The organism is Hymenobacter sp. APR13 (assembly GCF_000737515.1).
In the GTDB taxonomy this organism is placed as follows: Bacteria; Bacteroidota; Bacteroidia; order Cytophagales; family Hymenobacteraceae; genus Hymenobacter.
In genome coordinates this window covers 2763599-2785727 of record NZ_CP006587.1, presented here as the reverse complement: position 1 = coordinate 2785727, position 22129 = coordinate 2763599, and the positions used below count along the sequence as shown (strand labels likewise).

At 60.0% G+C, this 22129-nt stretch carries 23 protein-coding genes; 18 read left to right on the top strand and 5 right to left on the bottom strand.

Annotated features, from left to right (window positions below):
• Window positions 1-146: 146 nt before the first annotated feature.
• The 8 genes from N008_RS11710 to N008_RS24050 all read left to right on the top strand — a co-directional run bounded on the left by N008_RS11710 (window position 147) and on the right by N008_RS24050 (window position 8884).
• On the top strand, window positions 147-2249 hold the full coding sequence (locus N008_RS11710) for a PP2C family protein-serine/threonine phosphatase (protein WP_081910758.1): 2103 nt from the start codon (window positions 147-149) through the stop codon (window positions 2247-2249).
• A gap of 14 nt (window positions 2250-2263) precedes the next feature.
• Window positions 2264-2593, top strand: a complete 330-nt coding sequence (locus tag N008_RS11705) for an STAS domain-containing protein (protein ID WP_044016181.1) — start codon at window positions 2264-2266, stop codon at window positions 2591-2593.
• A gap of 29 nt (window positions 2594-2622) precedes the next feature.
• A complete protein-coding gene (locus N008_RS11700; protein ID WP_044016179.1) occupies window positions 2623-3039 on the top strand; it encodes an ATP-binding protein in 417 nt (138 codons plus the stop codon).
• A gap of 241 nt (window positions 3040-3280) precedes the next feature.
• Complete coding sequence (locus N008_RS11695; RefSeq protein ID WP_044016177.1) at window positions 3281-5593, top strand: peptidylprolyl isomerase; 2313 nt, start codon at window positions 3281-3283, stop codon at window positions 5591-5593.
• Between the two features lie 289 nt (window positions 5594-5882).
• Entirely contained in the window at window positions 5883-7271 is a 1389-nt protein-coding gene (locus tag N008_RS11690; protein ID WP_071884525.1) for a peptidylprolyl isomerase, read from the top strand.
• A 120-nt stretch (window positions 7272-7391) separates the two neighbouring features.
• The gene (locus N008_RS11685) at window positions 7392-8363 is read left to right on the top strand and encodes an AAA family ATPase (protein ID WP_410471191.1); all 972 of its coding nucleotides are present in this window, start codon (window positions 7392-7394) and stop codon (window positions 8361-8363) included.
• An 81-nt stretch (window positions 8364-8444) separates the two neighbouring features.
• Window positions 8445-8747, top strand: a complete 303-nt coding sequence (locus tag N008_RS11680) for a hypothetical protein (RefSeq protein ID WP_044016176.1) — start codon at window positions 8445-8447, stop codon at window positions 8745-8747.
• A gap of 8 nt (window positions 8748-8755) precedes the next feature.
• Window positions 8756-8884, top strand: coding sequence for a hypothetical protein (locus N008_RS24050; protein ID WP_262489692.1), 129 nt, complete (start codon window positions 8756-8758; stop codon window positions 8882-8884).
• A 241-nt stretch (window positions 8885-9125) separates the two neighbouring features.
• On the opposite strand, the gene N008_RS11675 is transcribed toward N008_RS24050, so the two are convergent.
• Window positions 9126-10019 (bottom strand): SDR family NAD(P)-dependent oxidoreductase, encoded by an 894-nt coding sequence (locus tag N008_RS11675; RefSeq protein WP_044016174.1) that lies wholly within the window; start codon window positions 10017-10019, stop codon window positions 9126-9128.
• 221 nt (window positions 10020-10240) lie between these two features.
• On the opposite strand from N008_RS11675, the gene N008_RS21625 reads away from it, so the two are divergent.
• Entirely contained in the window at window positions 10241-10834 is a 594-nt protein-coding gene (locus tag N008_RS21625; RefSeq protein WP_052381463.1) for a GNAT family N-acetyltransferase, read from the top strand.
• On the opposite strand, the gene N008_RS11665 is transcribed toward N008_RS21625, so the two are convergent.
• On the bottom strand, window positions 10815-11966 hold the full coding sequence (locus tag N008_RS11665) for a hypothetical protein (RefSeq protein WP_156109260.1): 1152 nt from the start codon (window positions 11964-11966) through the stop codon (window positions 10815-10817). The genes N008_RS21625 and N008_RS11665 overlap by 20 nt on opposite strands.
• A gap of 264 nt (window positions 11967-12230) precedes the next feature.
• On the opposite strand from N008_RS11665, the gene recA reads away from it, so the two are divergent.
• From recA to tsf, 9 genes are all read left to right on the top strand, one after another.
• The gene (gene recA, locus N008_RS11660) at window positions 12231-13316 is read left to right on the top strand and encodes a recombinase RecA (protein ID WP_044018659.1); all 1086 of its coding nucleotides are present in this window, start codon (window positions 12231-12233) and stop codon (window positions 13314-13316) included.
• A 156-nt stretch (window positions 13317-13472) separates the two neighbouring features.
• Window positions 13473-14303, top strand: coding sequence for a DUF3108 domain-containing protein (locus N008_RS11655; protein ID WP_044016172.1), 831 nt, complete (start codon window positions 13473-13475; stop codon window positions 14301-14303).
• A gap of 134 nt (window positions 14304-14437) precedes the next feature.
• Window positions 14438-15139: a response regulator transcription factor gene (locus N008_RS11650; RefSeq protein WP_044016169.1), complete on the top strand. Its 702-nt coding sequence runs from the start codon at window positions 14438-14440 to the stop codon at window positions 15137-15139.
• A gap of 129 nt (window positions 15140-15268) precedes the next feature.
• Window positions 15269-16372 carry a sensor histidine kinase gene (locus tag N008_RS11645; protein ID WP_052381461.1) on the top strand — a complete coding sequence of 368 codons (1104 nt, stop codon included), beginning with the start codon at window positions 15269-15271 and terminating at the stop codon, window positions 16370-16372.
• A gap of 72 nt (window positions 16373-16444) precedes the next feature.
• On the top strand, window positions 16445-17158 hold the full coding sequence (locus tag N008_RS11640) for an RluA family pseudouridine synthase (RefSeq protein ID WP_044016167.1): 714 nt from the start codon (window positions 16445-16447) through the stop codon (window positions 17156-17158).
• Window positions 17159-17397: 239 nt separating this feature from the next.
• The gene (gene rplM, locus N008_RS22700; RefSeq protein ID WP_044016164.1) at window positions 17398-17850 is read left to right on the top strand and encodes a 50S ribosomal protein L13; all 453 of its coding nucleotides are present in this window, start codon (window positions 17398-17400) and stop codon (window positions 17848-17850) included.
• Window positions 17851-17889: 39 nt separating this feature from the next.
• Window positions 17890-18276, top strand: a complete 387-nt coding sequence (gene rpsI / locus N008_RS22695) for a 30S ribosomal protein S9 (protein ID WP_044016163.1) — start codon at window positions 17890-17892, stop codon at window positions 18274-18276.
• A gap of 18 nt (window positions 18277-18294) precedes the next feature.
• Window positions 18295-19062, top strand: a complete 768-nt coding sequence (gene rpsB / locus N008_RS11625; protein ID WP_044016161.1) for a 30S ribosomal protein S2 — start codon at window positions 18295-18297, stop codon at window positions 19060-19062.
• 208 nt (window positions 19063-19270) lie between these two features.
• Window positions 19271-20107: a translation elongation factor Ts gene (gene tsf / locus N008_RS11620; protein ID WP_044016158.1), complete on the top strand. Its 837-nt coding sequence runs from the start codon at window positions 19271-19273 to the stop codon at window positions 20105-20107.
• A gap of 72 nt (window positions 20108-20179) precedes the next feature.
• On the opposite strand, the gene N008_RS11615 is transcribed toward tsf, so the two are convergent.
• The 3 genes from N008_RS11615 to N008_RS11610 all read right to left on the bottom strand — a co-directional run bounded on the left by N008_RS11615 (window position 20180) and on the right by N008_RS11610 (window position 22057).
• Window positions 20180-20806, bottom strand: coding sequence for a DUF6624 domain-containing protein (locus N008_RS11615; protein ID WP_052381460.1), 627 nt, complete (start codon window positions 20804-20806; stop codon window positions 20180-20182).
• Between the two features lie 64 nt (window positions 20807-20870).
• Entirely contained in the window at window positions 20871-21026 is a 156-nt protein-coding gene (locus N008_RS23160; protein WP_156109258.1) for a hypothetical protein, read from the bottom strand.
• Between the two features lie 8 nt (window positions 21027-21034).
• Window positions 21035-22057 (bottom strand): DUF3089 domain-containing protein, encoded by a 1023-nt coding sequence (locus tag N008_RS11610; RefSeq protein ID WP_052381459.1) that lies wholly within the window; start codon window positions 22055-22057, stop codon window positions 21035-21037.
• Window positions 22058-22129: the final 72 nt, after the last annotated feature.

Genomic DNA, 22129 nt, shown 5'->3' with positions numbered 1-22129 from the left:
AGCCGTAGCCCTCCGGCTGGCCTCCCGGCTTTTTTTCATATTGAAGCCGCTGTTTCCCACATAGAAAAGCCGTCTTATCTTAGCGGTCCGTTTTGCCCCCGCGTCTTAAAAATTCTGCGGATCACGGGGAACACTATTCCGCCTCTATGCCCCTTCGCCACCGCTTGCAATCTGCTGTGTATCCGCTGACTATTCTCAGTTGGGTACTGTTGCTGCTCAGTACTCTCAGCAACACGCAGGGCAAAGCCGCCATCTGGCTGGGTGGGCCGTGGCCGGAATGGGTGACGCTGGTGTCGCAGGCCTGCTTTGCGGCCGGTATGTTTATGCACCAGCGCGAGCTGCCCGACCCGTTGCGCGGCAACGACTTCGTAGGTTTGCTGCGGCGGCTGGTACTGGGCCCGGGCCTGCTGGCCACCCTGTGTGTGGGGCTGCACCTGTTGGAGCGCGTCATCCAGTACCAGCTGCCTACCAACGACCGGACCCTGTTTGCCTTGATTTACACCATCAACCTGGCGTTGTTTGTGTTCTTCCTGGCCAAAACCAACTACTCCTGGCGCAGCCTGGTGCTGTTCCGGGCCAGCCCCCGCATCCAGCGCGAGTGGGTGTGGTTTGAAGTGCTACTGGGCGCCACGCTGTTGTTCCGGCTCTTCGACTGGGTGCCGCCGCATCCCTTCGACTACATTATTATTGGTGGCCTGGGAGCATTTGGCGTGTACCTGAGCGGCAACCAGCAGTGGGTGGCTTACCTCAACCGCCGCCAGAAGTTGGAGGCCGTGCTGCTGCAGGTGGCTATGCTGCTCTCGATGGCCGTGTTCGTGTCGTACTTCGTGCGCATTGCCCAGGACCCCAAGCTGGTGGCCCCGGCGCCGCAGCACGCGTTTCTGCTGCTCACGGTCTTCTTCTCCACCTTCTATGCCTTCATGGGCCTGCTCGTGACGCTGTTCAACCTGCCCACGGCGGGCGTGTTTGAGCAGAAGCGCGAGGAAATCCTGAGTTTGCAGCGCCTCACGCAGCTGATCCAGAAAGGCCAAAGCGAAGAAGAGATTTACCGGATGCTGCTCGACTCAGCAGTGCAGACCGTGGACGCCGACGCCGCCTGGATTATGCTGGAAAGCGACGACGCCAGCCCGCAGGTAGCCCAGAGCTTCCAGATTGCTCCCGAGCAGATGACGCAGGTCTACCAGCTGCTGCAGGAATACAACCTGCACCTGATTGAGTACCTCAACAACGACCTGCCCAACTCCAACGGGTTCCGCAGCCTGGGCATTCCCTACGGCTCGCTGATTGCCATGCCGCTGCGCTCGGCCAAGCGCCGCTACGGCGCCATCTACATGCTCAAGAAAAGCCGCCAGGGCTTCGACCGCGAAAACCTGAGCATCCTGCAAACCTTCGCCAGCCAGACGGTACTCAGCATCGAGAACCTGCGCCTGATGAGCGTGTCGCTGGAAAACCAGCGCGTGCAGGAAGAGCTGAAAATCGCCTCGCTCGTTCAGGACAGCTTGATTCCGAAAAATCTGCCCATCGACAGCTGGTTTGCCATCAGCTCCTACGCGGCCTCGGCCAAGGAAGTGGGCGGCGACTTCTACGACTTCCTGCACCTGCCGGGCCGCCGCCTAGCCATCCTTATCGGCGACGTGAGCGGCAAGGGTGTGACGGCCGCTTTCCACGTGGCCCAGATGAAGGGTATTTTCCACGCCTTGATGCAGGAAAACCCGCTGGCCCGCAATGAGCGCGACAAGTTTCCGCTGCCCAGCAAGTTTATGGCCCAGGCCAACAACGCTCTGGCGCGCTGCATGGAGAAGTCGGCGTTCATCACGGCTTCGCTCTACATCATCGATTATGAGAACGGCGGCTTCATGTTTGCGCGCGCCGGGCACTGCCACACGCTCTACTACCACTCCATCAAGGAGGAAGTGTCGTACTTCCAGACGGCCGGGCTGGGTTTGGGCATCATCCGCAACGAGTCGTACGAGAAGCACATCAAAAACCAGTTCTACGACTACAATCCCGGCGACGTGATGGTGATTTACACCGACGGCATCGTGGAAGCCCGCAACGCTGCCCAGGACGAGTACGGCGAGGAGCGCCTGCAGCAGATGCTGGAGCAGACCTACTTCCTGGACGCCGACGACATCAAAAAACGAATTCTGGCAGACCTGGCCGCTTTCAGCCACGGCCAGCCTATGCACGACGATCAGACGCTGCTGGTGGTGAAGTTCAAAGCCGCCCAACCTGCCCCCCACAACTGACGTAAGCCCGACGTATGAAAATAACCCAACACTCTTCTGCCACTACCCTTACCCTAAGCCTGGACGGTGAGTTGGACGCCAGTTCATCTGTTTTGCTGGATACGGAGCTGGCCAAGCCCGAAACCCTGCAATTCCAGAAGGTTCTGATTGATTGCCAAAAGCTGAATTATATCTCTTCGGCGGGTCTGGGCGTGTTTATCTCCCACTTGCAGCAGTTTCAGGATGCCGGCGTGAAGCTGGTATTCTTCAACATGCAGGACAAAGTGCACAACGTATTCGAAATTCTGGGACTGGATGCGCTGATGACCATCGTACCCTCAGAAGCCGAAGCCACAGCTATTTAAGCTGCCCCGTATTTCGATAGGCCCACAGGATGAAAAACGCCCTCCGTATCAGCTGTAGTCGCAACAACCTCAAGGTTGTTCGTGACTTCGTGACGGATTACCTCGCCGCCTATCATTTAGCCGATCTGCAGCTCAACCAGATTGTGCTGGCCGTAGACGAGGTAGTTGCCAACCTGATCATCCACGCCAATGCCGAAGACGAATCGCAGCACCTGGATCTGGCGCTGCGGGTTGAGGGCGAAATGTTCGGCATTGAGATTCTGGACCAGGCCACCCAGTCATACAAGCCTTCCAGCTACCAGGAACCCGACCTGCAGGAATTCATCCGGCAGGGCAAAAAGGGCGGTATGGGCATGACGCTGGTCAACCGCATCATGGACCGGGTGGAGTTCACCACCAGCGGCAACCACAACGTGTGTCGGCTCTTCAAACGAATTGCCATCTGAGCGGGCCGCCGCAACAGGCCCCGCACCCTTACTGCCTGATTACGAAGCGCCTCCTCTACTGCCTGCAGTACGGGAGGCGTTTGTGTTGGTAGCCACTTTGCCAGCAATACTTCCGTGGCAGGCGACGTTGGCTATGAAAGTGCTTTCCCCCGAAAAAAATCCGTAAAATTGCAACAGGCAGATTGCCAGGTTCCGCCTCGTCGGCAGTATTTGCCGCGCATTGCAGTTTCTACTATCTCGTATGCACAAACGCATTTTGTACGCCGGCACTGCTGCCGTCGGGCTACTGGCCGCGTGCCAGGCCACCAAGCCTACCACCGCTTCCAAGCAACCCGTTATCGAAACGCTGGGCACCACGCCGGTTCCGGCCGGTGAGTTTGCCTACGTGTACCGCAAAAACAACGGCACGGCGCCCGAGTACGGCACCCGCCCCAGCGTCCAGGAGTACCTGGATCTGTACACCAACTTCAAGCTGAAAGTGCTGGAGGCCGAACAGCGCGGCCTCGACACCACCCAGGCCTTCAAGCGCGAGCTGGACGGCTATAAGCAGCAGCTGGCCCAACCCTACCTCACCGAGAAAAGCGTGACCGACCAGCTGGTGCTCGAGGCCTACGAGCGGATGGGCAAGGAAATCAACGCCTCGCACATCCTGTTGCGCCTCGCCCCCGATGCCGAGCCCAAGGACACACTGGCCGCGTACCAGAAGATCGTGGCCTTGCGCCAGCGCGTGAGCGGCGGCGAAAACTTCGAGCAGGTAGCGCGCGAAGTAAGTGAAGACCCTTCGGCCCGCGAAAATGGCGGCAAGCTGGGCTACTTCACGGCCATGCAGATGGTGTATCCGTTTGAGTCGGCCGCGTTCAAAACGCCGGTCGGCCAGGTGTCGCAGCCGGTGCGCACCCGCTTCGGCTACCACCTGATCAAGGTCAACGACATCCGGCCGGCGCAGGGCGAAATCAAGGTGGCCCACCTGATGATCCGCTCCACGCCCGGCATGCCCAAAGCCGACTCGGTGACGGCCAAAAAGAAAATCGACGAGCTGTACAGCCGCCTCACCCAGCGCAAAGAGCCCTGGGAGAAGCTGGTAGCGCAGTTTTCGGAAGACGCCGGCTCGGCCGCCAACGGTGGCGAGCTGCCGCCCTTCGGCACGGGCCGCATGATTCCGAGCTTCGAGGAAGTGGCCTTCAAGATGAGCACGCCCGGCGAGCTGTCGAAGCCGGTGCAGACGCCCTACGGCTGGCACATCATCAAGCTGATTGAAAAGCAGCCGGTGCCTACGTTCGAGGCCATGGAGCCTTCCCTGAAAAGCAAGGTGGCCAAAGACTCCCGCTCGGAACTCAACAAGGCGGCTTTCCTTAAGCGCGTGCGCCAGGAAAACCAGTTCGTGGAAAACCAGGCCGCCAAAGACTACGTGCTGGGCAAAGCCGACACTGCGCTAGTGAACGGCCGCTTCAAGTACACGGCCCCCGCCGCGCCCGCCGCCACCGGCAAAGCCAGCAAGAAAGCCGAGGGCGACGCCCAGACGCTGTTCAGCATCAAAGGCAAGCCCTACACGGCCGCCGATTTCTTCACCTACGCCCAGCAGAACCAGCGCCCGCGCCCCGGTGCCGAGCCCCGCTTCGTGACCCAGCAACTCTACGACCAGTACGTGGAGCAGAGCCTGACCAACTACGAGCGCGACAACCTGGAAACCAAGTACGAGGACTACCGCATGCTCGTGAAAGAGTACCGCGACGGGATTCTGCTGTTCCAGCTCATGGACGAGAAAGTGTGGAGCAAGGCCATCGAGGACACGGTGGGTTTGCAGAAGTTCTTCACCGAAAACCAGAGCAAGTACCAGTGGGATGCCCGCGTGCAGGGCACGGTTATCAGCGCAGCCTCGCCGGAGCTGCTGGCCAAGGCCAAGCAGCAGCTGGCCACCGGCCGCTACGAGCTGACCCGCCTCACGCTGCAGCCCGCCGGCTACACGCCCGGCACCGATAAGCTGCTGAAAGGCGCCAAGCTCAACCTCGACCGACTGGTGAGCGTGCTGCAAGCTGATACCAGCCTGAGCGTAACCCTGACCGGCCGCGCCCGCAAAGGCGAAGCCGCCGGCCTGGCCCGCCGCCGCGCCGCCGCTGTAGCCACCTACCTCACCGAAAAAGGCGTGGCCGCCGGCCGCATCCGGCAGGTAGCCCAAGCCAAGCCGTCTACCGATATTGCCACGCTGCAGGTGATGTCCAGCACCAGCACCTCGGCGCTGGAAGAGCAGCTGAACGCGCAGAACCCGCTGTCGGTGCAAATCACGCAGAAGGCGTTTGCCAAAGGCGACAATAAAGTGGTAGACGAGCTGATGGGCCGCGGCCCCGGCTCCTACGACGTGCAGAAAGACGGCCGCTTCTACTCCGTCATGATCGACAAAGTGCTGCCTGCCGGCCCCAAAACGCTGGCCGAGGCCCGCGGCCAGGCTACCTCCGACTACCAGAACTACCTGGAGAAAGAGTGGATAGCCCAGCTCAAAGCCAAGAACCCGGTGCAGATCAACCAGGCCGAAGTAGACAAGCTGGTCACGAAATAAGGAAAAAGCCCGGCCCCGGCCGGGCTTTTTTTGTGGCCCGGATTTCCGGCCGGCACCCGGCGGCACCGGGCCGCCAGCGCAGTATAGAAGGGCTCCGGGCTGGAGTCCGGGCTACGGCCGGGCGCGTGCAACTTCCGGCCTGGTTTGCGGCTCTGTAGCGTGTGGCCTGGCCGGCGGGGGTTGTTTTTGCCGGAGAAGGGATTTATGTTGAAATTTACCGGCGGTTTTGTGCGTTCAGCCAACTACCGGGGCCCGGGCTTGCGCGCGGGCCATACCTATTATTGCTTCCATGATTCAGTTCTTTTCCTTGCCCAAGCGGGCTGCCCTGCTGACTGCCATGCTGCTGGCGGGCACCATCACCTCGGGTTTTGCCCAGCTCGGCATCGGCCGGCCAGCCGGCCGCCAGGTCGTTGACGGCATCATCGCCAAAATCGACAACCAGATTGTGCTGCGCTCCGACCTGGAGGCCATCTACGCCCAGGAAGTAGCCCGGGCCGATGGCAAGCCGCTGCCGCCCGACCTGCAGTGCCGCATCATGCAGAGCCTGGCCCTCAACAAGCTGCTGCTGGCCAAAGCCGAAACCGACTCGGTGGTGGTGGAAGATGCCCAGGTGAAAAGCGAGCTGGACCGCCGCATGAACTACTTCGCCCAGCAGATTGGCTCGGAGAAAAAGCTAGAAGAGTACTACAACAAGCCCATCAAGCAGCTCAAGGAAGACCTGCGCCCGCAGGTGCGCGAGCAGCTCACGCAGCAGAAAATGCAGGAGCAGATTGCGGGCAAAGTGACCGTGACGCCCCGCGAGGTGCGCCAGTACTTCAGCCGCATTCCCAAGGACAGCCTGCCCTACTACTCCACCGAGGTGGAAGTGGGCCAGATCATCAAGTACGCCAAGGTTAATTCGTCGGCGAAGCAGGCCACACAGGCCAAGCTCAACGAGCTGCGCGCCCGCATTCTGGCCGGCGAGAGTTTCGAGGAGCTGGCCAAAAAGTACTCCGAAGACCCCGGCTCGGGGGCGCAGGGCGGCTACCTGGGCTTCTTCAAGCGCAAGGAGCTGGTGCCCGAGTACGAGGCCGCTGCGCTCCGCCTGGAGCCGGGCGGATTGTCGCCGGTAGTGGAGTCGCAGTTCGGCTTTCACCTGATTCAGCTGATTGAGCGCAAGGGCGAGCAGTACAGCACGCGCCACATCCTGCTCAAGCCCGCCACCGGCACCACCGATGCCAACGAGGCGTCGCTGGACCTGGCCAAGCTCCGTCGCCGCATTCTGGCCGACAGCATCACCTTCGCCAAAGCCGCCAAAGACAACTCCGACGACAAAACCAGCGGCGCCAACGGCGGCCTGATTTCCAACCGCGAAGACGGCAGCAGCTACCTGCCCCTCGACAAGCTGGACCCCGCCATCTTCTTCACCATCGACACGATGAAGGTGGGCCACATCACGCCGCCCATGCCTTACCGCACCGACGACGGCAAGGACGCTGTACGCATCATCTGGCTGAAGTCGAACACGGCCCCGCACCAGGCCAACTTCAAGGACGACTACCAGAAACTGTCGCAGGCGGCCCTGACCGAGAAGAAAAACAAGGCGCTGGATGGCTGGTTCCGCGAAAACCGCGGCAGCGTCTACATCGAAGTAGACCCGCAGTACTCCGGTTGCAACCTGCTCGACGCCACCAATTAGCGCAGAAGTGAGCTGACCGGTTCCCGGATTCCACCGCCGGCGCCGTCCGTTTCCGTATACTGGCCTGCGCCGGCTGCCTGCCTGGCGCAGCTATACTTCTCTTCTTCTGTCTCTGTCTGCATGTCTGTTATCAAATTCTCTTCCGACAAGGAAGCCGCCGACGCGCTGGCGCGGGCGTATCAGGTGCTGCGCCAGGAAATCGGCAAGGTCATTATCGGGCAGGACGATGTAGTGCAGCTGGTGCTGACGGCCGTGTTTTCGCAGGGCCACTGCCTGCTGGTGGGTGTGCCCGGCCTGGCCAAGACGCTGCTCATCCAAACCATTGCCGACTCGCTGGATTTGTCGTTCAACCGGGTGCAGTTCACGCCCGACCTGATGCCCTCCGACATCGTGGGCTCCGAGACGCTCACCCAGCAGCGCGACTTCCAGTTTGTGCCCGGCCCCATCTTCGCCAACATCGTGCTGGCCGACGAAATCAACCGGACGCCGCCCAAAACGCAGGCGGCGCTGCTGGAAGCCATGCAGGAATACGCCGTGACGGTTGCCGGCAAGCGCTACCCGCTGGAGCGGCCGTTCTTCGTGCTGGCCACCCAGAACCCCATCGAGCAGGAAGGCACCTACCCGCTGCCCGAAGCCCAGCTGGACCGCTTCATGTTCAACATCGAGTTGGGATACCCCAGCTACGAGGCCGAGCTGCAAATCGTGAAGAACACCACGTCCGACACCAAGCCCACCGTGAACAAAGTGCTGCACGCCGACGAGATTCAGGCGTTCCAGCACCTGGTGCGCCGCGTGCCCGTGGCCGATAACGTGGTGGAGTACGCCGTAGGCCTCGTGCACAAAACCCGACCCAACACCGCCCGAGGCGCCGCCCGGGCCAGCCAGCTGCTGGAATGGGGCGCCGGCCCGCGCGCCTCGCAGCACCTGATTGTGGGCGCCAAGTGCAACGCCCTGCTCCACGGCAAATACTCGCCCGATATTGAGGACGTGAAGGCGGTGGCTTTGCCCATTCTGCGCCACCGCCTGGTGCGCAACTTCAAGGCCGAAGCCGAAGGCATTACGGTCGAGCAAATCATCAAAGAGTTGTTGTAATCAACATTTAACCCAAGATGTCAGGCCAAGGCGGGCAAATTTCTCCCGGTTCCTGAACTGACAATTTCTCTACTACCTCCCATGGAAGTCCCCGGCTACTATCAGCAGTTTGAGCGCAACCTCGATATTGTGCTGGATGCCCTGCAGGCAGGCCTGAACCTGCGCACTACGGCCCTCGAAACGTCGTTGCCGCTGGAAATTTACGTGTTGAGCGAGGTGCTGAACCAGGGCGGCGCCCAGTTCCGCCTCAGCACCGAAGGCCTGGCCCGCGTGCAGGAATTCCAGACCCAGTTTGTGGCCCGCAAAGCCGAAACCGACGCCATCATGCGCCGCCTGCTGGACGACCAGCGCTCCAGCATGCGCACCCCGAAGGCCGCGTACTGACCAAGGAGATGCTGATTCGGCGCCTGGAGTACTTCAACGAAGCCGCCCGCCAGGTGAACGTGATGCGCAACCAACAGTCCCTGGGCAGCCCCAACCAGCGCAAGTCCGGCATCGGCGCCGAGCTGCAGAAAGGCTAATCACGGATTACTGCAGATTTTCCGGATTAATCGGATTTTGTGGACGATTGACGTTCAACGAAAAGAGGCGTGCCAGCTGGCACGCCTCTTTTCGTTTTGGATTATATAGCTGGATTTGGTGGATGATTGACGTCCAACAAAAAGCGGCGTGCCAGGTGGCACGCCGCTTTTTGTTTTGAGGATTGTGAAATCCGCGCCAGTCGGGCAACGTCCACAAAATCCGATTAATCCGGAAAATCCGCTACAATCCGTGATTCATCGTGCCGGCAACTTCCTGGCGGATTTCGGCGTGGCCGTCTTTGCCGTGTTTGAGCGGCAGGCTGGGCGCGGGCTGCTGCTTGAGGTGGCTCGGGACTTCCTCGCCGGGCAGGCTCTTGGAGAGCGTCACGCCGCCATCCACGAAGTAGGTGGCGCCGGTGACGTAGCTGGCTTCGTCGGAGGCTAGGAATAGGTACACGTTGGCAACTTCCTCGGGCGTGCCGCGGCGGCCCATGGGCACCCCGTTCACGGTGTTCTTCTCCATCTTGCTGTCCATGGGGCCGGTTTCCTTGTGGGTCCAGGCCGTGTCAATCGGGCCGGGACCGACGCAGTTGACGCGCACGCCGTGCTTGGCTTGCTCCACGGCCAGACCTTTGCTGAAGGTCATCACCCAGGCTTTGGTGCCGCCGTAGGGTGTAATCATCGGGGAACCCATCTGGCCCGCTTCTGAACCGGCCGACACAATGTTGCCTTTGGATTTCTGCAGGTGCGGCAGCGCGGCCCGCGTCATCATGAAGGCCGTGTAGATGTTGTTCTTGATCATGTACTCGAACGCCTCCACCGGGTACTTGTCTAGCTCGGCGGTGGCCGGAAACACGCCGGCGTTGTTGATGAGGATGTCGAGCTTGCCGAAATCGTCGATGGCCAGCTGCACGCAGTCCTCGGCCTGCTCCTCCACCGACACGTCGCCGAGGTAGCCGACGGCTCGGCCGCCGCTCTGCAGGATTTCGTCCACTACTTTGCGCACCGGGTCGCTGTCGAGGCCGCACACAACCACGGCAGCCCCTTCGGCCGCAAATCTCTTGCTAATGGCTTCGCCGATGCCGGAACCGCCACCCGTTACGATGGCAACTTTGCCTTCCAGTCTTCTTTTCATGATACAGAGTTTTAGAGAGTGGGAACCTGCCAACTGAGAGCGGGTATAGCCATACAGTGCTAGACGCAGCAACACGTGCAGAGCGCCATATAGCTCGAAAACAAACGTGGCTGAATACGGAGAGTTATGGCCGGGCTTGGCCTTGGCAGCTTCGTTGGCTGCGTTTTTCAGCCTCACATTAGCCTCTGTGCGTAATTAGCGGCATCCGTTTCCCCCAAATCATGTACGCCGCGCCTGTGCTGCCTGCCGCTCCTTCCATCACGCCTCGCCACACGGCCCGCCTCACACTCCGCCCCTACCAGCCCACCGATGAGGCGGCGTTTTTTGCGGTCCTCGACGAAAACCGCAGCCGGTTGCAGTCGGCTTTCCCGGCGCGTGTGGCCGCCGTGCAGGCCCTGCCCGACGCCGGCCGGGTGCTCCGGCAGTTCCGCCAGGACTGGCAGCAGGGCCGCCTCTACGTGTTCGGCATCTGGCACACCACCTCCGGCACCTACCTCGGCGACATCAGCCTGCGCCCCTCCTGGAGCGCCCCGGTCAGCGCCGAAATCGGCTATTATCTGGCGGCGGCGGCGGAAGGGCACGGTTACGCCCGCGAGGCGCTGGCCGAGGCCGTGCAGTTTGGGTTTGGCGCGCCGGTGCAGGCCCAGAGCCTAACGTTGCGCTGCCGCCCCACCAACCCGCGCAGCATGGCCGTAGCCGAGCACGTGGGCTTCCGGGCGGTAGTGGCGCGCCGCCGCCTGTGGTCGTTGCGCGGCGCCTCCGACATTGTTCACTTCCGCCTGGAGCGGCCCGGCGCTATTCCCCGCGAAGCGTAGTCAGCAGGAAGCTCTGGTTGAAGTTGAAGTACAGCGCGAAGGAAAAGTCGAACTCGCTGGTGTTGAGGTTGTACAAGGGTTCGAGGCGGGTGGTCATAATCAGGTTGCCGGGCAGGCGGTAATCCTTCAGGAAGCGCACGATGACCAGCTGCCGGTCTTTTTCCAGGTATTGCGGGTCGCTGACGGAATTGGAGATGGAGCGGTAGAGTGTGCCCCCGAGCGGCGAGATGTAGCCGTTACCGCGCCAGTAGGCCACCTGCACGTTGGAAAGGCGCGTGTCCACGCCGGCGTTCAGATACAGGCCGGTGCCCCGCTTATAAGGTAGTTGGTAGGTAAAGGAGTAGTCGTGGAAGTAGGTGGCGTAGAGGTCGGCGTGCACGGCCTGGAAAAACCGCGACGCCAGCGGCTTGCGCACCCGCACGCCGCTGGCCAGGTTGAACAGCGTCTGGAGCGGCGTGGCCACGGTATCAATCTGGCCGCCGCGGTGCGTACCCGTGAACTGAAACGGAACCCGCAGCCACCAGCTGCTGGAGTCGCCGAGCACGGTCTGCTCCAGGGCCAGCCCGCCGGCCACCTCCTCCTGGAAGTTGCTGAACCGGTACTGCTGGCGCTGCCAGTCCACCCAGGCATCCAGGTTCAGACGCGGCTTCTGCAGCTTGTACTGCACGCCTTCTTCCAGGCGGCGCGTTATCACCCGCTCGAAGTCAAACATCGGCTCGATGTAGCCGTGGTGCAGGTTGCCCTCAATGTTGCCGAACAGGATGCTGTGCGGGCCGTTCTGGTATTTCACCGTCAGCAGCGGCCGCACCTGCCGCAGGCGGGGCGTGCCGTAGTCCTTCCACAGAAAAATGCCGGCCTCCACCCGCAGGTTGGCGCTGGGAAAGTACACCAGCCGCGGCAGTAGGTGCGCGCCGAAGTAGGTGCGGCCGTCTTCAATCTTGTTGAAATACTCGTTGTCTTTATTGAACAGGAAGGCCTGCACATCCAGCCGCAGCTGCCGCGCATACTGCGGGCCCACCGGCAGCGGGTGCAAAAAAGCGCGGTTGTCGAGCTGAGCTTGGGTGGCGCGCGGCAGCAGAAGCCCACCTACCAGCATCAGTATCAGAGTGGTAGAAAGTCGTATATTTGCCAAATATTTTAGCACAGAAAAGGCAGCTCAGATTCAACGAATTTTTTTAGCATTGCGGGCACAAAATATAGGTGCGCTACGTTACCACTAGCCGGCCCGAAAACAGCTGGCAACCCCGTTTTCAGACGCCCCGCTACGGTTTGCGCGGCCCACTGAAAACGCCTACATTCACCAAACCTAAGCATTTCCTAACAACCCTTCCCAATGGCTGCAAGCACCACAGACAAGGCTGAAAAAGCGGACAAAGCCGAAAAAGCAAGCAAAGGCATGACGCTCGGTAACGCCAGTGCCGAGAAAATGAAAGCGCTTCAGCTCACGCTGGACAAGCTCGACAAAGCATACGGCAAGGGCACCGTCATGAAACTCAGCGACAACAAGGTGATGGACGTCGAAGTCATCAGCACCGGTTCGCTGGGCCTTGATATTGCGCTGGGGGTAGGCGGCCTGCCGAAAGGCCGTGTCGTTGAAATCTACGGCCCGGAATCGTCAGGTAAGACCACGCTCACCATGCACTGCATTGCCGAAGCGCAGAAGCGCGGCGGTGTAGCGGCCTTCATCGACGCCGAACACGCCTTCGACCCGCTGTACGCCAAGAAGCTCGGCATCGACACCGAAAACCTGCTGATTGCGCAGCCCGACAACGGCGAGCAGGCCCTCGAAATTGCCGACCAGTTGATTTCCAGCGGTGCCATCGACATCATCGTAATTGACTCCGTGGCCGCGCTGGTGCCGAAAGGCGAGCTGGAAGGCGACATGGGCGACTCGAAAGTGGGCTTGCACGCCCGCCTCATGAGCCAGGCCCTGCGCAAGCTCACCGGCACCATCAACAAAACCGGCTGCTGCTGCATCTTCATCAACCAGCTGCGCGAAAAAATCGGCGTGATGTTCGGCTCGCCCGAAACTACCACCGGTGGTAACGCCCTCAAGTTCTACGCCTCCGTACGCCTCGATATCCGCCGCATCGGCCAGATCAAGGAAGACAAGGACAACGTGACCGGCAACCGCACCAAGGTGAAGGTGGTGAAAAACAAGGTGGCGCCGCCCTTCAAGGTGATTGAGTTCGACATCATCTACAACGAAGGCATCAGTAAGGTGGGCGAAATCCTCGACCTGGGCGTGGACATGGGCATTATCGCCAAGTCGGGCTCGTGGTTCAGCTACAACGGCGACCGGCTCGGCCAGGGCCGCGAAGGCGTGAAAACCATCCTGCAGGACAACCCCGAGCTGGCCGACCAGATCGAAGCCAAAATCCGGGCGATGGTGAAAGGCGAACCGGATGCAGCCCTGGCTGCCATCCCGGAGGACCGCTCCACCGACGACGATGACGACGACGACGCTGACGAAGCGCTGTAAGCGAAGCAGCACCTGCTGCATGAAAGCCTTCCCGGTACACCGGGAAGGCTTTTTCGTGCCCAGCTTCGTATAGTCTTCCTCCGGTGCATTCGCAGTATATTTGCTGGCACCGCTTTTGTCTGGAGTTTCGGGAATACTTCCCGTTTTAGTCGCTTTATGAACCGCCGCTGGCTTCTTTTTCCTCTCCTATTGCTGCCGGCGCTGGTGTTGCAGGCCTTTGGCCCCTCTGCTGATACGCTGCGCAAAGTACCCAACACCAGCTTCCAGTCGGGCGAGGTATTGCAGTATAAAGTGCACTACGGCCTCATCAACGCCGCTGAGGCTACCATTGAAGTAGCCGACGACCTGCACCGCGTCAACGAGCGGCCCTGCTACAAGGCCACCGTCACGGGCCGTACCACCGGCTCCTTCGACTTCTTTCTGCGCATCCGCGACACGTGGCGCTCCTACATCGACACGACCAGCATCCTGCCCCAGAAGTTTTTCCGCAACATCGAGGAAAACCACTACCGCAAAAAGGAAACCGTGGATTTCGACCACGTGCGGGATGTGGCCGAAGTGGAAAAGCGCGGCAAAGACAAAGACGACGTAAAGCGCGGCACCTACAAAGTGCCCGACAACGTGCAGGACTTGGTGAGTGCCTTCTACTACCTGCGCACGCTCAACTATGACCAGCGCCGCATGGGCGAGGTTATTCGGGTGCAGGGCTTCTTCGATGAGGAAGTGTTTGCCATGGAGGTGATGTACCGGGGCCGTGAAACCGTGCAAACCAAGGCCGGCACCATTCGGGCCATTAAGCTGGTGCCCAAAATGCCCAGCAACAAGCTCTTTAAAGGCGAAAACGCCGTGTCGGTGTATCTTTCTGATGACCGCAACAAAGTGCCGGTACTCATTCAGGCCGAGCTGATGCTGGGGGCCGTGAAAGTGGATATGTACAAGTACAAAGGCCTCAAAAGTCGGCTCAACCTAGTGGCCCGCAACCAGTAGCGTCCGTGGCGGCTCCCGTAGCGGGAGCCGTTTTGCGTTGTAGCGCAGGTTAACGAAAACGTAACATGCCGAAGGTGCCGCCCGGCGGTACTTTTGCGGCAGCGTAGTCAGTTTCATCTTAAACGCCCCGCCCCGTGCAAGCACCCACCAACCCCAACGCCTACAAGATCCTTGTTGTCGATGATGACCCCGACATCGTGGAGCTGCTGGAATACAACCTGCGCAAAGAAGGCTACACGGTGGCTTCGGCCCCGGACGGACGCAAGGCGCTGGAAGTGGCTCCCCAGTTCGGGCCCGACATCATTGTGCTCGACGTGATGATGCCCCACCTCGACGGCATTGCCACCTGCCGGCAATTGCGCGAGCAGCCCAAGTTCAAGGACACCTACATCATCTTCCTGACGGCCCGCTCCGAAGAGTTTTCAGAAGTGGCAGCCTTCGAGGCCGGCGCCGACGACTTCATTGCCAAGCCCATCAAGCCCCGTGCCCTGCTCAGCCGCCTCGGGGCCTTTGTGCGCCGCGACCGGGACCCGCAGAGCACCCAGGACACCATCGAAATCAACGGCCTCAAGATTGACCGCACCGCGTTTTCGGTGTACCAGGAAGGCCGCAAAATCACGCTGCCCAAGAAGGAGTTCGAGCTGCTGGCGTTTCTGGCCGCCACGCCGCACAAGGTGTTCGGGCGCGAAGAGCTGCTGCAGAACATCTGGGGCAACGACGTATTCGTGCTGGCCCGCACCGTGGACGTGCACGTGCGCAAGGTGCGCGAGAAAGTCGGCGACCACCACATCCAGACCATCAAAGGCGTCGGCTACAAGTTCAACACCGATAATTAAGCCGCACAACTTCGGGACGTCATGCAGAGCGGAGCGAAGCATCTCGCCAGAGTAGTAATTTACTACTCTGGCGAGATGCTTCGCTCCGCTCTGCATGACGTCCTCTTTGAAGACTTTAACCTTTCCCCAATGCGCCTCAACATTTCCTCCCGCTCCATTGCCATTCTGCTGTCGTTGCTGGTGGCGTGCGTGCTCACCACGCTGGCCTGGGTGGGCCCCACCATGGAGCTGCAGCAGGGCGTGCTGGCGGCGGGCATTACGGTGGCGGCGTGCTTTCTGCTGCTGTATCTGATGTTTGAGGCGCTGATTTTTCGCGAAATCAACAACATCTACGCCGGGCTGGAGCACATCAAGCGCAAGGAGCTGCGGCGCATGTCCAGCAAGTTTCTGTTCCGGCCGGAGCCGCTCAAGCGCATGCGCGACGAAATCCTGGACATGGCCCAGCGTAAGCAGCAGGAAATCGACGAGCTGAAACGCCTGCAGGCTCTGCGCCGCGAGTTTCTGGCCGACGTGTCGCACGAGCTCAAAACGCCCATCTTCGCGGCCCAGGGCTTCCTGCATACCGTCCTCGACGACGATGATGTGGATGACTTCACCCGCCAGAAGTTTCTGCAGAAAGCCGCCAACAGTCTCGACGCCCTCGATGCGCTGGTGCAGGACCTCGTGACCATCTCGCAGCTGGAAAAGGGCGTGGTGCGCATGCGCCGCCAGGGGTTTGACATCGTGACGCTGGTGCACGAGATATTTGAGCAGCTGGAGCGCAAGGCCGCCCTGCGGCAAGTGCAACTGGAGCTATTCCCGCCCGCGCTGTCAGCCGGCAGTTTGCGCGTGCTGGCCGACCGCAACCGCATCCGGCAGGTACTCATCAACCTCATCGACAACGCCATCAAGTACGGCCGCGAAAACGGCCGCGTGGTGGTGAGCCTCGTGGAAAGCGGCAAGGGCGTGCGCATCAGCGTGCGCGACGACGGCGCCGGCATCCCGAAGCAACACCTCAACCGCATTTTCGAGCGTTTCTACCGCATCGACAAGAGCCGCTCCCGCGACTCCGGCGGCTCGGGTCTGGGCTTGGCCATCAGCAAGCACATCGTGGAAGCCCACCGCTCCGCCATCCGGGTGCGCAGCGAAATCGGGCAGGGCACCACCCTGGAGTTCAAGCTGCCCAAGCCCAAAAACCCGGCCCCGCCCTCCCACCACGTGCTAGCCCAGCCCCTACCCGGCAGCGAGGCCTAGCCGCCACCTGGCCGGCAGGCTTGCTTTTGCGGAAGGCGTTGCAGCGGGGTTTCGTACCTTTGCGGCCGCCTTATGAAGCTACCCAATTTCCAAGACCTGATTCTGTTCGAAGACGACGACTACGTCGTCATCAACAAGCCCCCGTTCCTGGCCACGCTCGACGAACGGTTTGGCGGCGCGCCCAACATCCTGCGCCTGGCCCGCGAGCAGTACGACGACGTGCAGGCCTGCCACCGCCTCGACAAAGAAACCAGCGGCTCGCTGGCCCTGGCCAAAAATCCGGCAGCCTACCGCCACCTGGCCATGCAGTTCGAGGACCGCAAGGTGAAAAAAGTGTACCACGCCGCCGCCTGGGGCGTGCACGACTACGACGGCCTGCGCGTAGACCGCAGCATCGAAACCACCACCAAAGGCAAGGCCCGCCTAGCCTACAAAGGCAAGCCTGCCGTGACGCTGGTGCGCACGCTGGAGGCCTTTGCCAAGCATACGCTGCTGGAGTGCCAGCCCATTACGGGCCGCATGCACCAGATCCGGCTGCACTTGGCCTACCTGCAGGCTCCCATCATCGGCGACCAGATGTACGGCGGCGAGGATTTCTACCTGTCGTCGCTGAAGAAGAAATTCAACATGAAGGAAGGCCAGGAAGAGCAGCCCTTTATCAAGCGCTTTGCCTTGCACGCCGCCAACCTCACCTTCGCGAAGCTGGATGGCGAAACCGTGATGGTGGAAGCCCCCTACCCCAAGGATTTCCGGGTGCTGGTCGAGACGCTACGGCAGTACCAGTAAGCTAGGTGATGAGGTGATTGGTGATGAAGTGAATCGTGTCATTTGATGCCTGTTCTCTCATCACCATTTGCTTTTTTACCTCATCACGATTCACTTCGTCACTTCATTACCCGTTCTATTTCAGGCACAAATAGTAACCGAGGCCTTGCAAATACCGCGAAAGGCGGTAACTTTGTGTCCGTTTTTCCCGGACCGTGTGCCGGTTTCTCCTCATTTCCAAACGCTTACCCTCCTCCCCAATGGATCATCTGAGCTTCAAGACGGTATCCGTCAACAAAGCCAACGCCGATAAGGCCTGGGTCGTGGTTGATGCCAGTGTTGCGCCGCTGGGCCGTCTGGCTAGCCAGATTGCCAACATGCTGCGTGGCAAGCACAAGCCCTCGTTCACGCCGAACTCCGACTGCGGCGACAACGTTATTGTTCTGAACGCTGACAAGCTCTACGTTACGGGCAAGAAGCTGACCGACAAAATCTACATCACCCACTCGGGCTACCCCGGCGGTCAGAAGCGCATCAACCTGCGCGACAAGAAAGCCAAGGATTCGACCCGCGTGATTGAGCACGCCGTAAAAGGCATGCTGCAGGGCAACAAGCTCGGTGCCGAGCAGTTCCGCAACCTGTATGTGTACAAGGGCGACCAGCACCCCCACGAAGCCCAGCAGCCGAAAGCTGTTGAACTGACTAACCTCTAAGCCGATTTCGGCGTCTTTTTTCTTTAATCCCTCCACTTAATGGAAATCTCCAATACCTCTGGTAGAAGAAAAACCTCGGTGGCCCGCATCTACATGCAGGCCGGGCAAGGGAATATCACTATCAACGGCCGGGAAATGAAGGCGTACTTCGCCAACGAACTCCTGGAAAACATCGTGAACCAGCCTCTGGCGACGGTCGAGCAAGTCGGCCAGTACGACATCAAGGTGAACGTGCGCGGTGGTGGCATCTCGGCCCAGGCTGAAGCCATCCGTCTGGCCATCTCGAAAGCCCTTGTAGGCGACAACTCGGAAGTTCGTCCGGCCCTCAAGAAAGAAGGCTTCCTGACCCGTGACCCGCGCATGGTGGAACGCAAGAAATTCGGCAAGCGCAAAGCTCGTCGCTCGTTCCAGTTCTCGAAACGCTAATCCCAGAGGAAACTTATCATGGCTCAGTCCACCACCTATAAAGAGCTGCTCGACGCCGGTGCCCACTTTGGTCACCTTACGCGCAAGTGGGATCCGAAAATGGCGCCGTACATCTTCATGGAGAAGAACGGCATCCATATCATTGACCTGAACAAGACGCTGGTTTCGCTCGACCAGGCTGCTGCGGCTATCCGCAACATCGCCAAGAGCGGCCGCAAGATCATGTTCGTGGCCACCAAGAAGCAGGCGCAGGAAATCGTAACGGACGAGGCTACCCGCCTGAAGATGCCGTTCGTGACCGACCGTTGGTTGGGCGGTATGCTCACCAACTTCGCTACGGTGCGCAAGTCGCTGAAGAAAATGAGCACCATCGACAAGATGGTGAAGGAAAATACGGCTTACGCGGCTCTGGCCAAGCGTGAGAAACTGATGATGTCGCGCGAGCGGGAGAAGCTGGAGCGTGTACTCGGTGGCGTTGCCGACCTGAGCCGCCTGCCCGCTGCTCTGTTCGTGATTGACGTGAAGCGTGAGCACATTGCCGTGAAAGAAGCCCAGAAACTGGGTATTCCGGTATTCGCCATGTGCGACACCAACTCCAACCCCGAGCTGGTGCAGTTCCCGATTCCTGCCAACGACGATGCCTCGAAGTCGATCCAGCTCATCGTGAGCGTGATGGGCAAGGCTATCGAAGAAGGCCTGTCGGAGCGCAAAGTCGACAAGGAAGACGCCGACAAGAAGCAGGCTGAAGACGAAGGCATCCAGGAGAAGCAGAACGCCGACGAATAGGCTCATGCCCCTCCATTGAAAAGGGAACATGCGAAGCACTCGGCTCCGGTGTTCCCTTTTCTTTTGTTGCAGCAGAGTGCTGTCATTCCGACGAAGGAGGAATCTGAGTTATCCTCCAACAGAATAATCCAGATTCCTCCTTCGTCGGAATGACAGCCCTTGCAACACCCCTCCAATAAAACCTCTCAACCCCCACATACTCACAACAATGGCAGCAATTACCGCCGCAGACGTGAACAAGCTGCGCACCATGACCGGTGCGGGCATGATGGATTGCAAAAAAGCGCTGACCGAAGCCGATGGCGACTTCGAGGCCGCTCGCGACATTCTCCGCAAGCAGGGCCAGAAGATTGCTGACAAGCGTTCGGACAACGAAACGTCGGAAGGCTTTGTGGCCGTAGCCGTGAGCGAAGATGGCACCACCGGCAAGCTGGTGGCCTTGGCCTGCGAAACGGAGTCGGTAGCCAAAGTGGCTAACTTCCGCGAGCTGGTACAGCGCATCCTCGACGCCGCTGTGCGCATCAACGCTACCTCGAAAGAGGAAGTGCTGGCCGCCAAGGAAGAAGATGGCCTGACCATTCAGGAGCACATCACCGACCTGATGGGCAAAATCGGCGAGAAGCTGGACCTGACTTACGCCACGCTGACGGCTGAGAAAGTAGCTTCCTACATTCACTCCGACAACAAGAAAGGCGTACTCGTAGGCCTGAAAAACGTGGGTGATGCTGACACCGCCGCCGTAGGCCGCGACGTAGCCATGCAGATCGTAGCCATGAAGCCCGTAGCCGTTGACAAAGACGGTGTGGACTCGGCTGTTGCTGAGCGCGAAATCGAAATCGGCAAAGAGCAGGCGCGTGCCGAAGGCAAGCCCGAGGCTATGCTGGAGAAAATCGCTCAGGGCAAGCTGAACAAGTTCTTCAAAGAGAACACCCTGCTCAACCAGGAGTTCGTGAAAGACAGCTCGATGACCATTGCCCAGCTGCTCGACAAAACGTCGAAAGGCATGACGGTAACGGACTTCAAGCGCGTTGCTATTGGTGCCTAAGCTACCTGCTTAGCTGCTTTAAAAAAGCCCCGCCGGCATTGTGCCGGCGGGGCTTTTTTTGTTGCTTACTGATTACAAGCTCGCCGGCTTGGGTGCATTCATCTGCTCGTGCATCTTGTTATTCATCTCCAGATACTCCTCCAGCGTTTCCATGCCAATGGCAGCGCGACGTTTATTCACATTCTGTGGGTCGCGCAAAGACTTGGGCTCCGCCTTGCCAATTCCTGCACCTTTATAGACTACCTGTGTACCGTATTCCTGAGGCTGGCCTGAAGCTTCGGCTACACGGTCGGTGAGGTAAGCATAGTTGCGATGACTGGCATTCTTCTTTTTTACTTCCTCCTTCATGAGCTTTAGAATCCGCTGCTGAAACTCTGGGTGGGCGTCAGCGTGCTGCACGAGCAGCCAGAAGTTGTTGGCGCTTTGCTCACCAACCTGCCGAAAACCCGGGTAGCCATACCGTTTTACAATGGCTTCCAGTATGGGTTGATGGCGGGCAAAGTTGTCTTTCTGCACCTTGTATAAGTCGCGGCCGGCGCTGTCGGGCTGCTGCTCCATGAGGCGTTGCATGGGCCACTGGTCCACGTAAGCCAGACTATCCAGCGTCTTGCTCAGCTTCGGATACAAGATGGCACCACCTTGGGCGCAAGCGCCTACGGGCAGATACAGCAGCAGCGCAACCAGCAGTTTTTTCATCATATAAGGTTGATACCGGAAAGCACGCATACGTTGCATGCATGGCTGTGGAGCACCTGAGTGCTGTTTAGCTGAGTGCGGGCTTACTTCCTGACAGCTGGACTGTCGTAGTGGCTTTGCTGCTCTTGCGGCTGAACCCTCCTATCAGGTTTTTAGCCATTACCGCCAGCAGTATCAGCACCAGCAGCCCAATCAGGACGCGGGGCCAGTTAATCTTTTTCATAGGGCAGTTTAAGGGCGTAAGGGCTGTTTGGTGAAGGATTGCACCCGCGCTACGGCGTTGCGGCGCACATTCAGGTAGAACAGGCCATAATCGGCGAGGTGGAAGGAGTGGCGCAGCTCGGGGCGGCCGGGCAGCAGGAAGCGGGGGTAGCCGCTGGCTTTGGGCGGGTGCACCCACAGCACGCCGTTGTGCACTTTAGCGTCGGTGAGCGTGGTGTCAATCCGGTCAAAGCTGGCCGGGACGCTGCCACTGTTGAGGGCCGCGGGGGCCGTGATGGTGTCGGTTTTCCAGGTGAGCGGGTTTGTGGCGAGGGCACCATGGTAGGGCGGATAGTCGTAGCCCCACTCGGCCGTGTTCCAGCTCACGTAGCAGCCCGTCTGCAGCGAATCCTCGCAGGGTCGCAGCACCTTGTACCGCTCGGGTCGCACCTCGAAGCCCACCAGGTAAGCGGCTACCAGTTGGCGGCGCAGCTTAGGATCGTTATCGAAAAACTCCTGCAGTAGGCGGCGGGCATGGTACGCCCCCTGGCTGTGTCCGGCCAAGATGATGGGCCGCCCCTGGTTGTAGTGCTCCAGGTAATAACGGAACGACGCCTTCACATCCTGATACGCTAATTCCAGCGCTTTGGAGCCGTTGGCAGTGCTGTCGAAGAAGGCGTAGAGCGTGGCCTGCCGGTAGTGCGGCGCGTAGATACGGCCGGCGGCGTTGAACACCGACGCCTGCCGCATGATGCTGAACTTCTCGGTAAACTGGTTGAGGTCGGCGTCGGCGGGGTCGGCGTTCCAGCCTTTGGGCAGAATGCGGGTGGTGAGGTGCAGGAAGAACACGTCGGCCGGCGCGGTGGCCTGCTGGTCGCGCAGGCCGGTGTGGAGCGGTACAGCGTCGGCTGAGTCGCGAGTGGTGGGCAGGGCCGCCCAGTTAGCGGGTAGCGCGTAGTCGGGTACAGGCGGCTCCTTATCGGCCGCGAATTCGTGGTGCGGCTTGATGAGCTTGATGCAGGAGCCGAGCAGCAGCGGCAGCAGCCACAGCATACTCACTCGCCCAAGCCCTATTAACCGGGAAAAAGATAGTTGCAAAGCCATAGAGAGTATCGGGCAAACAAA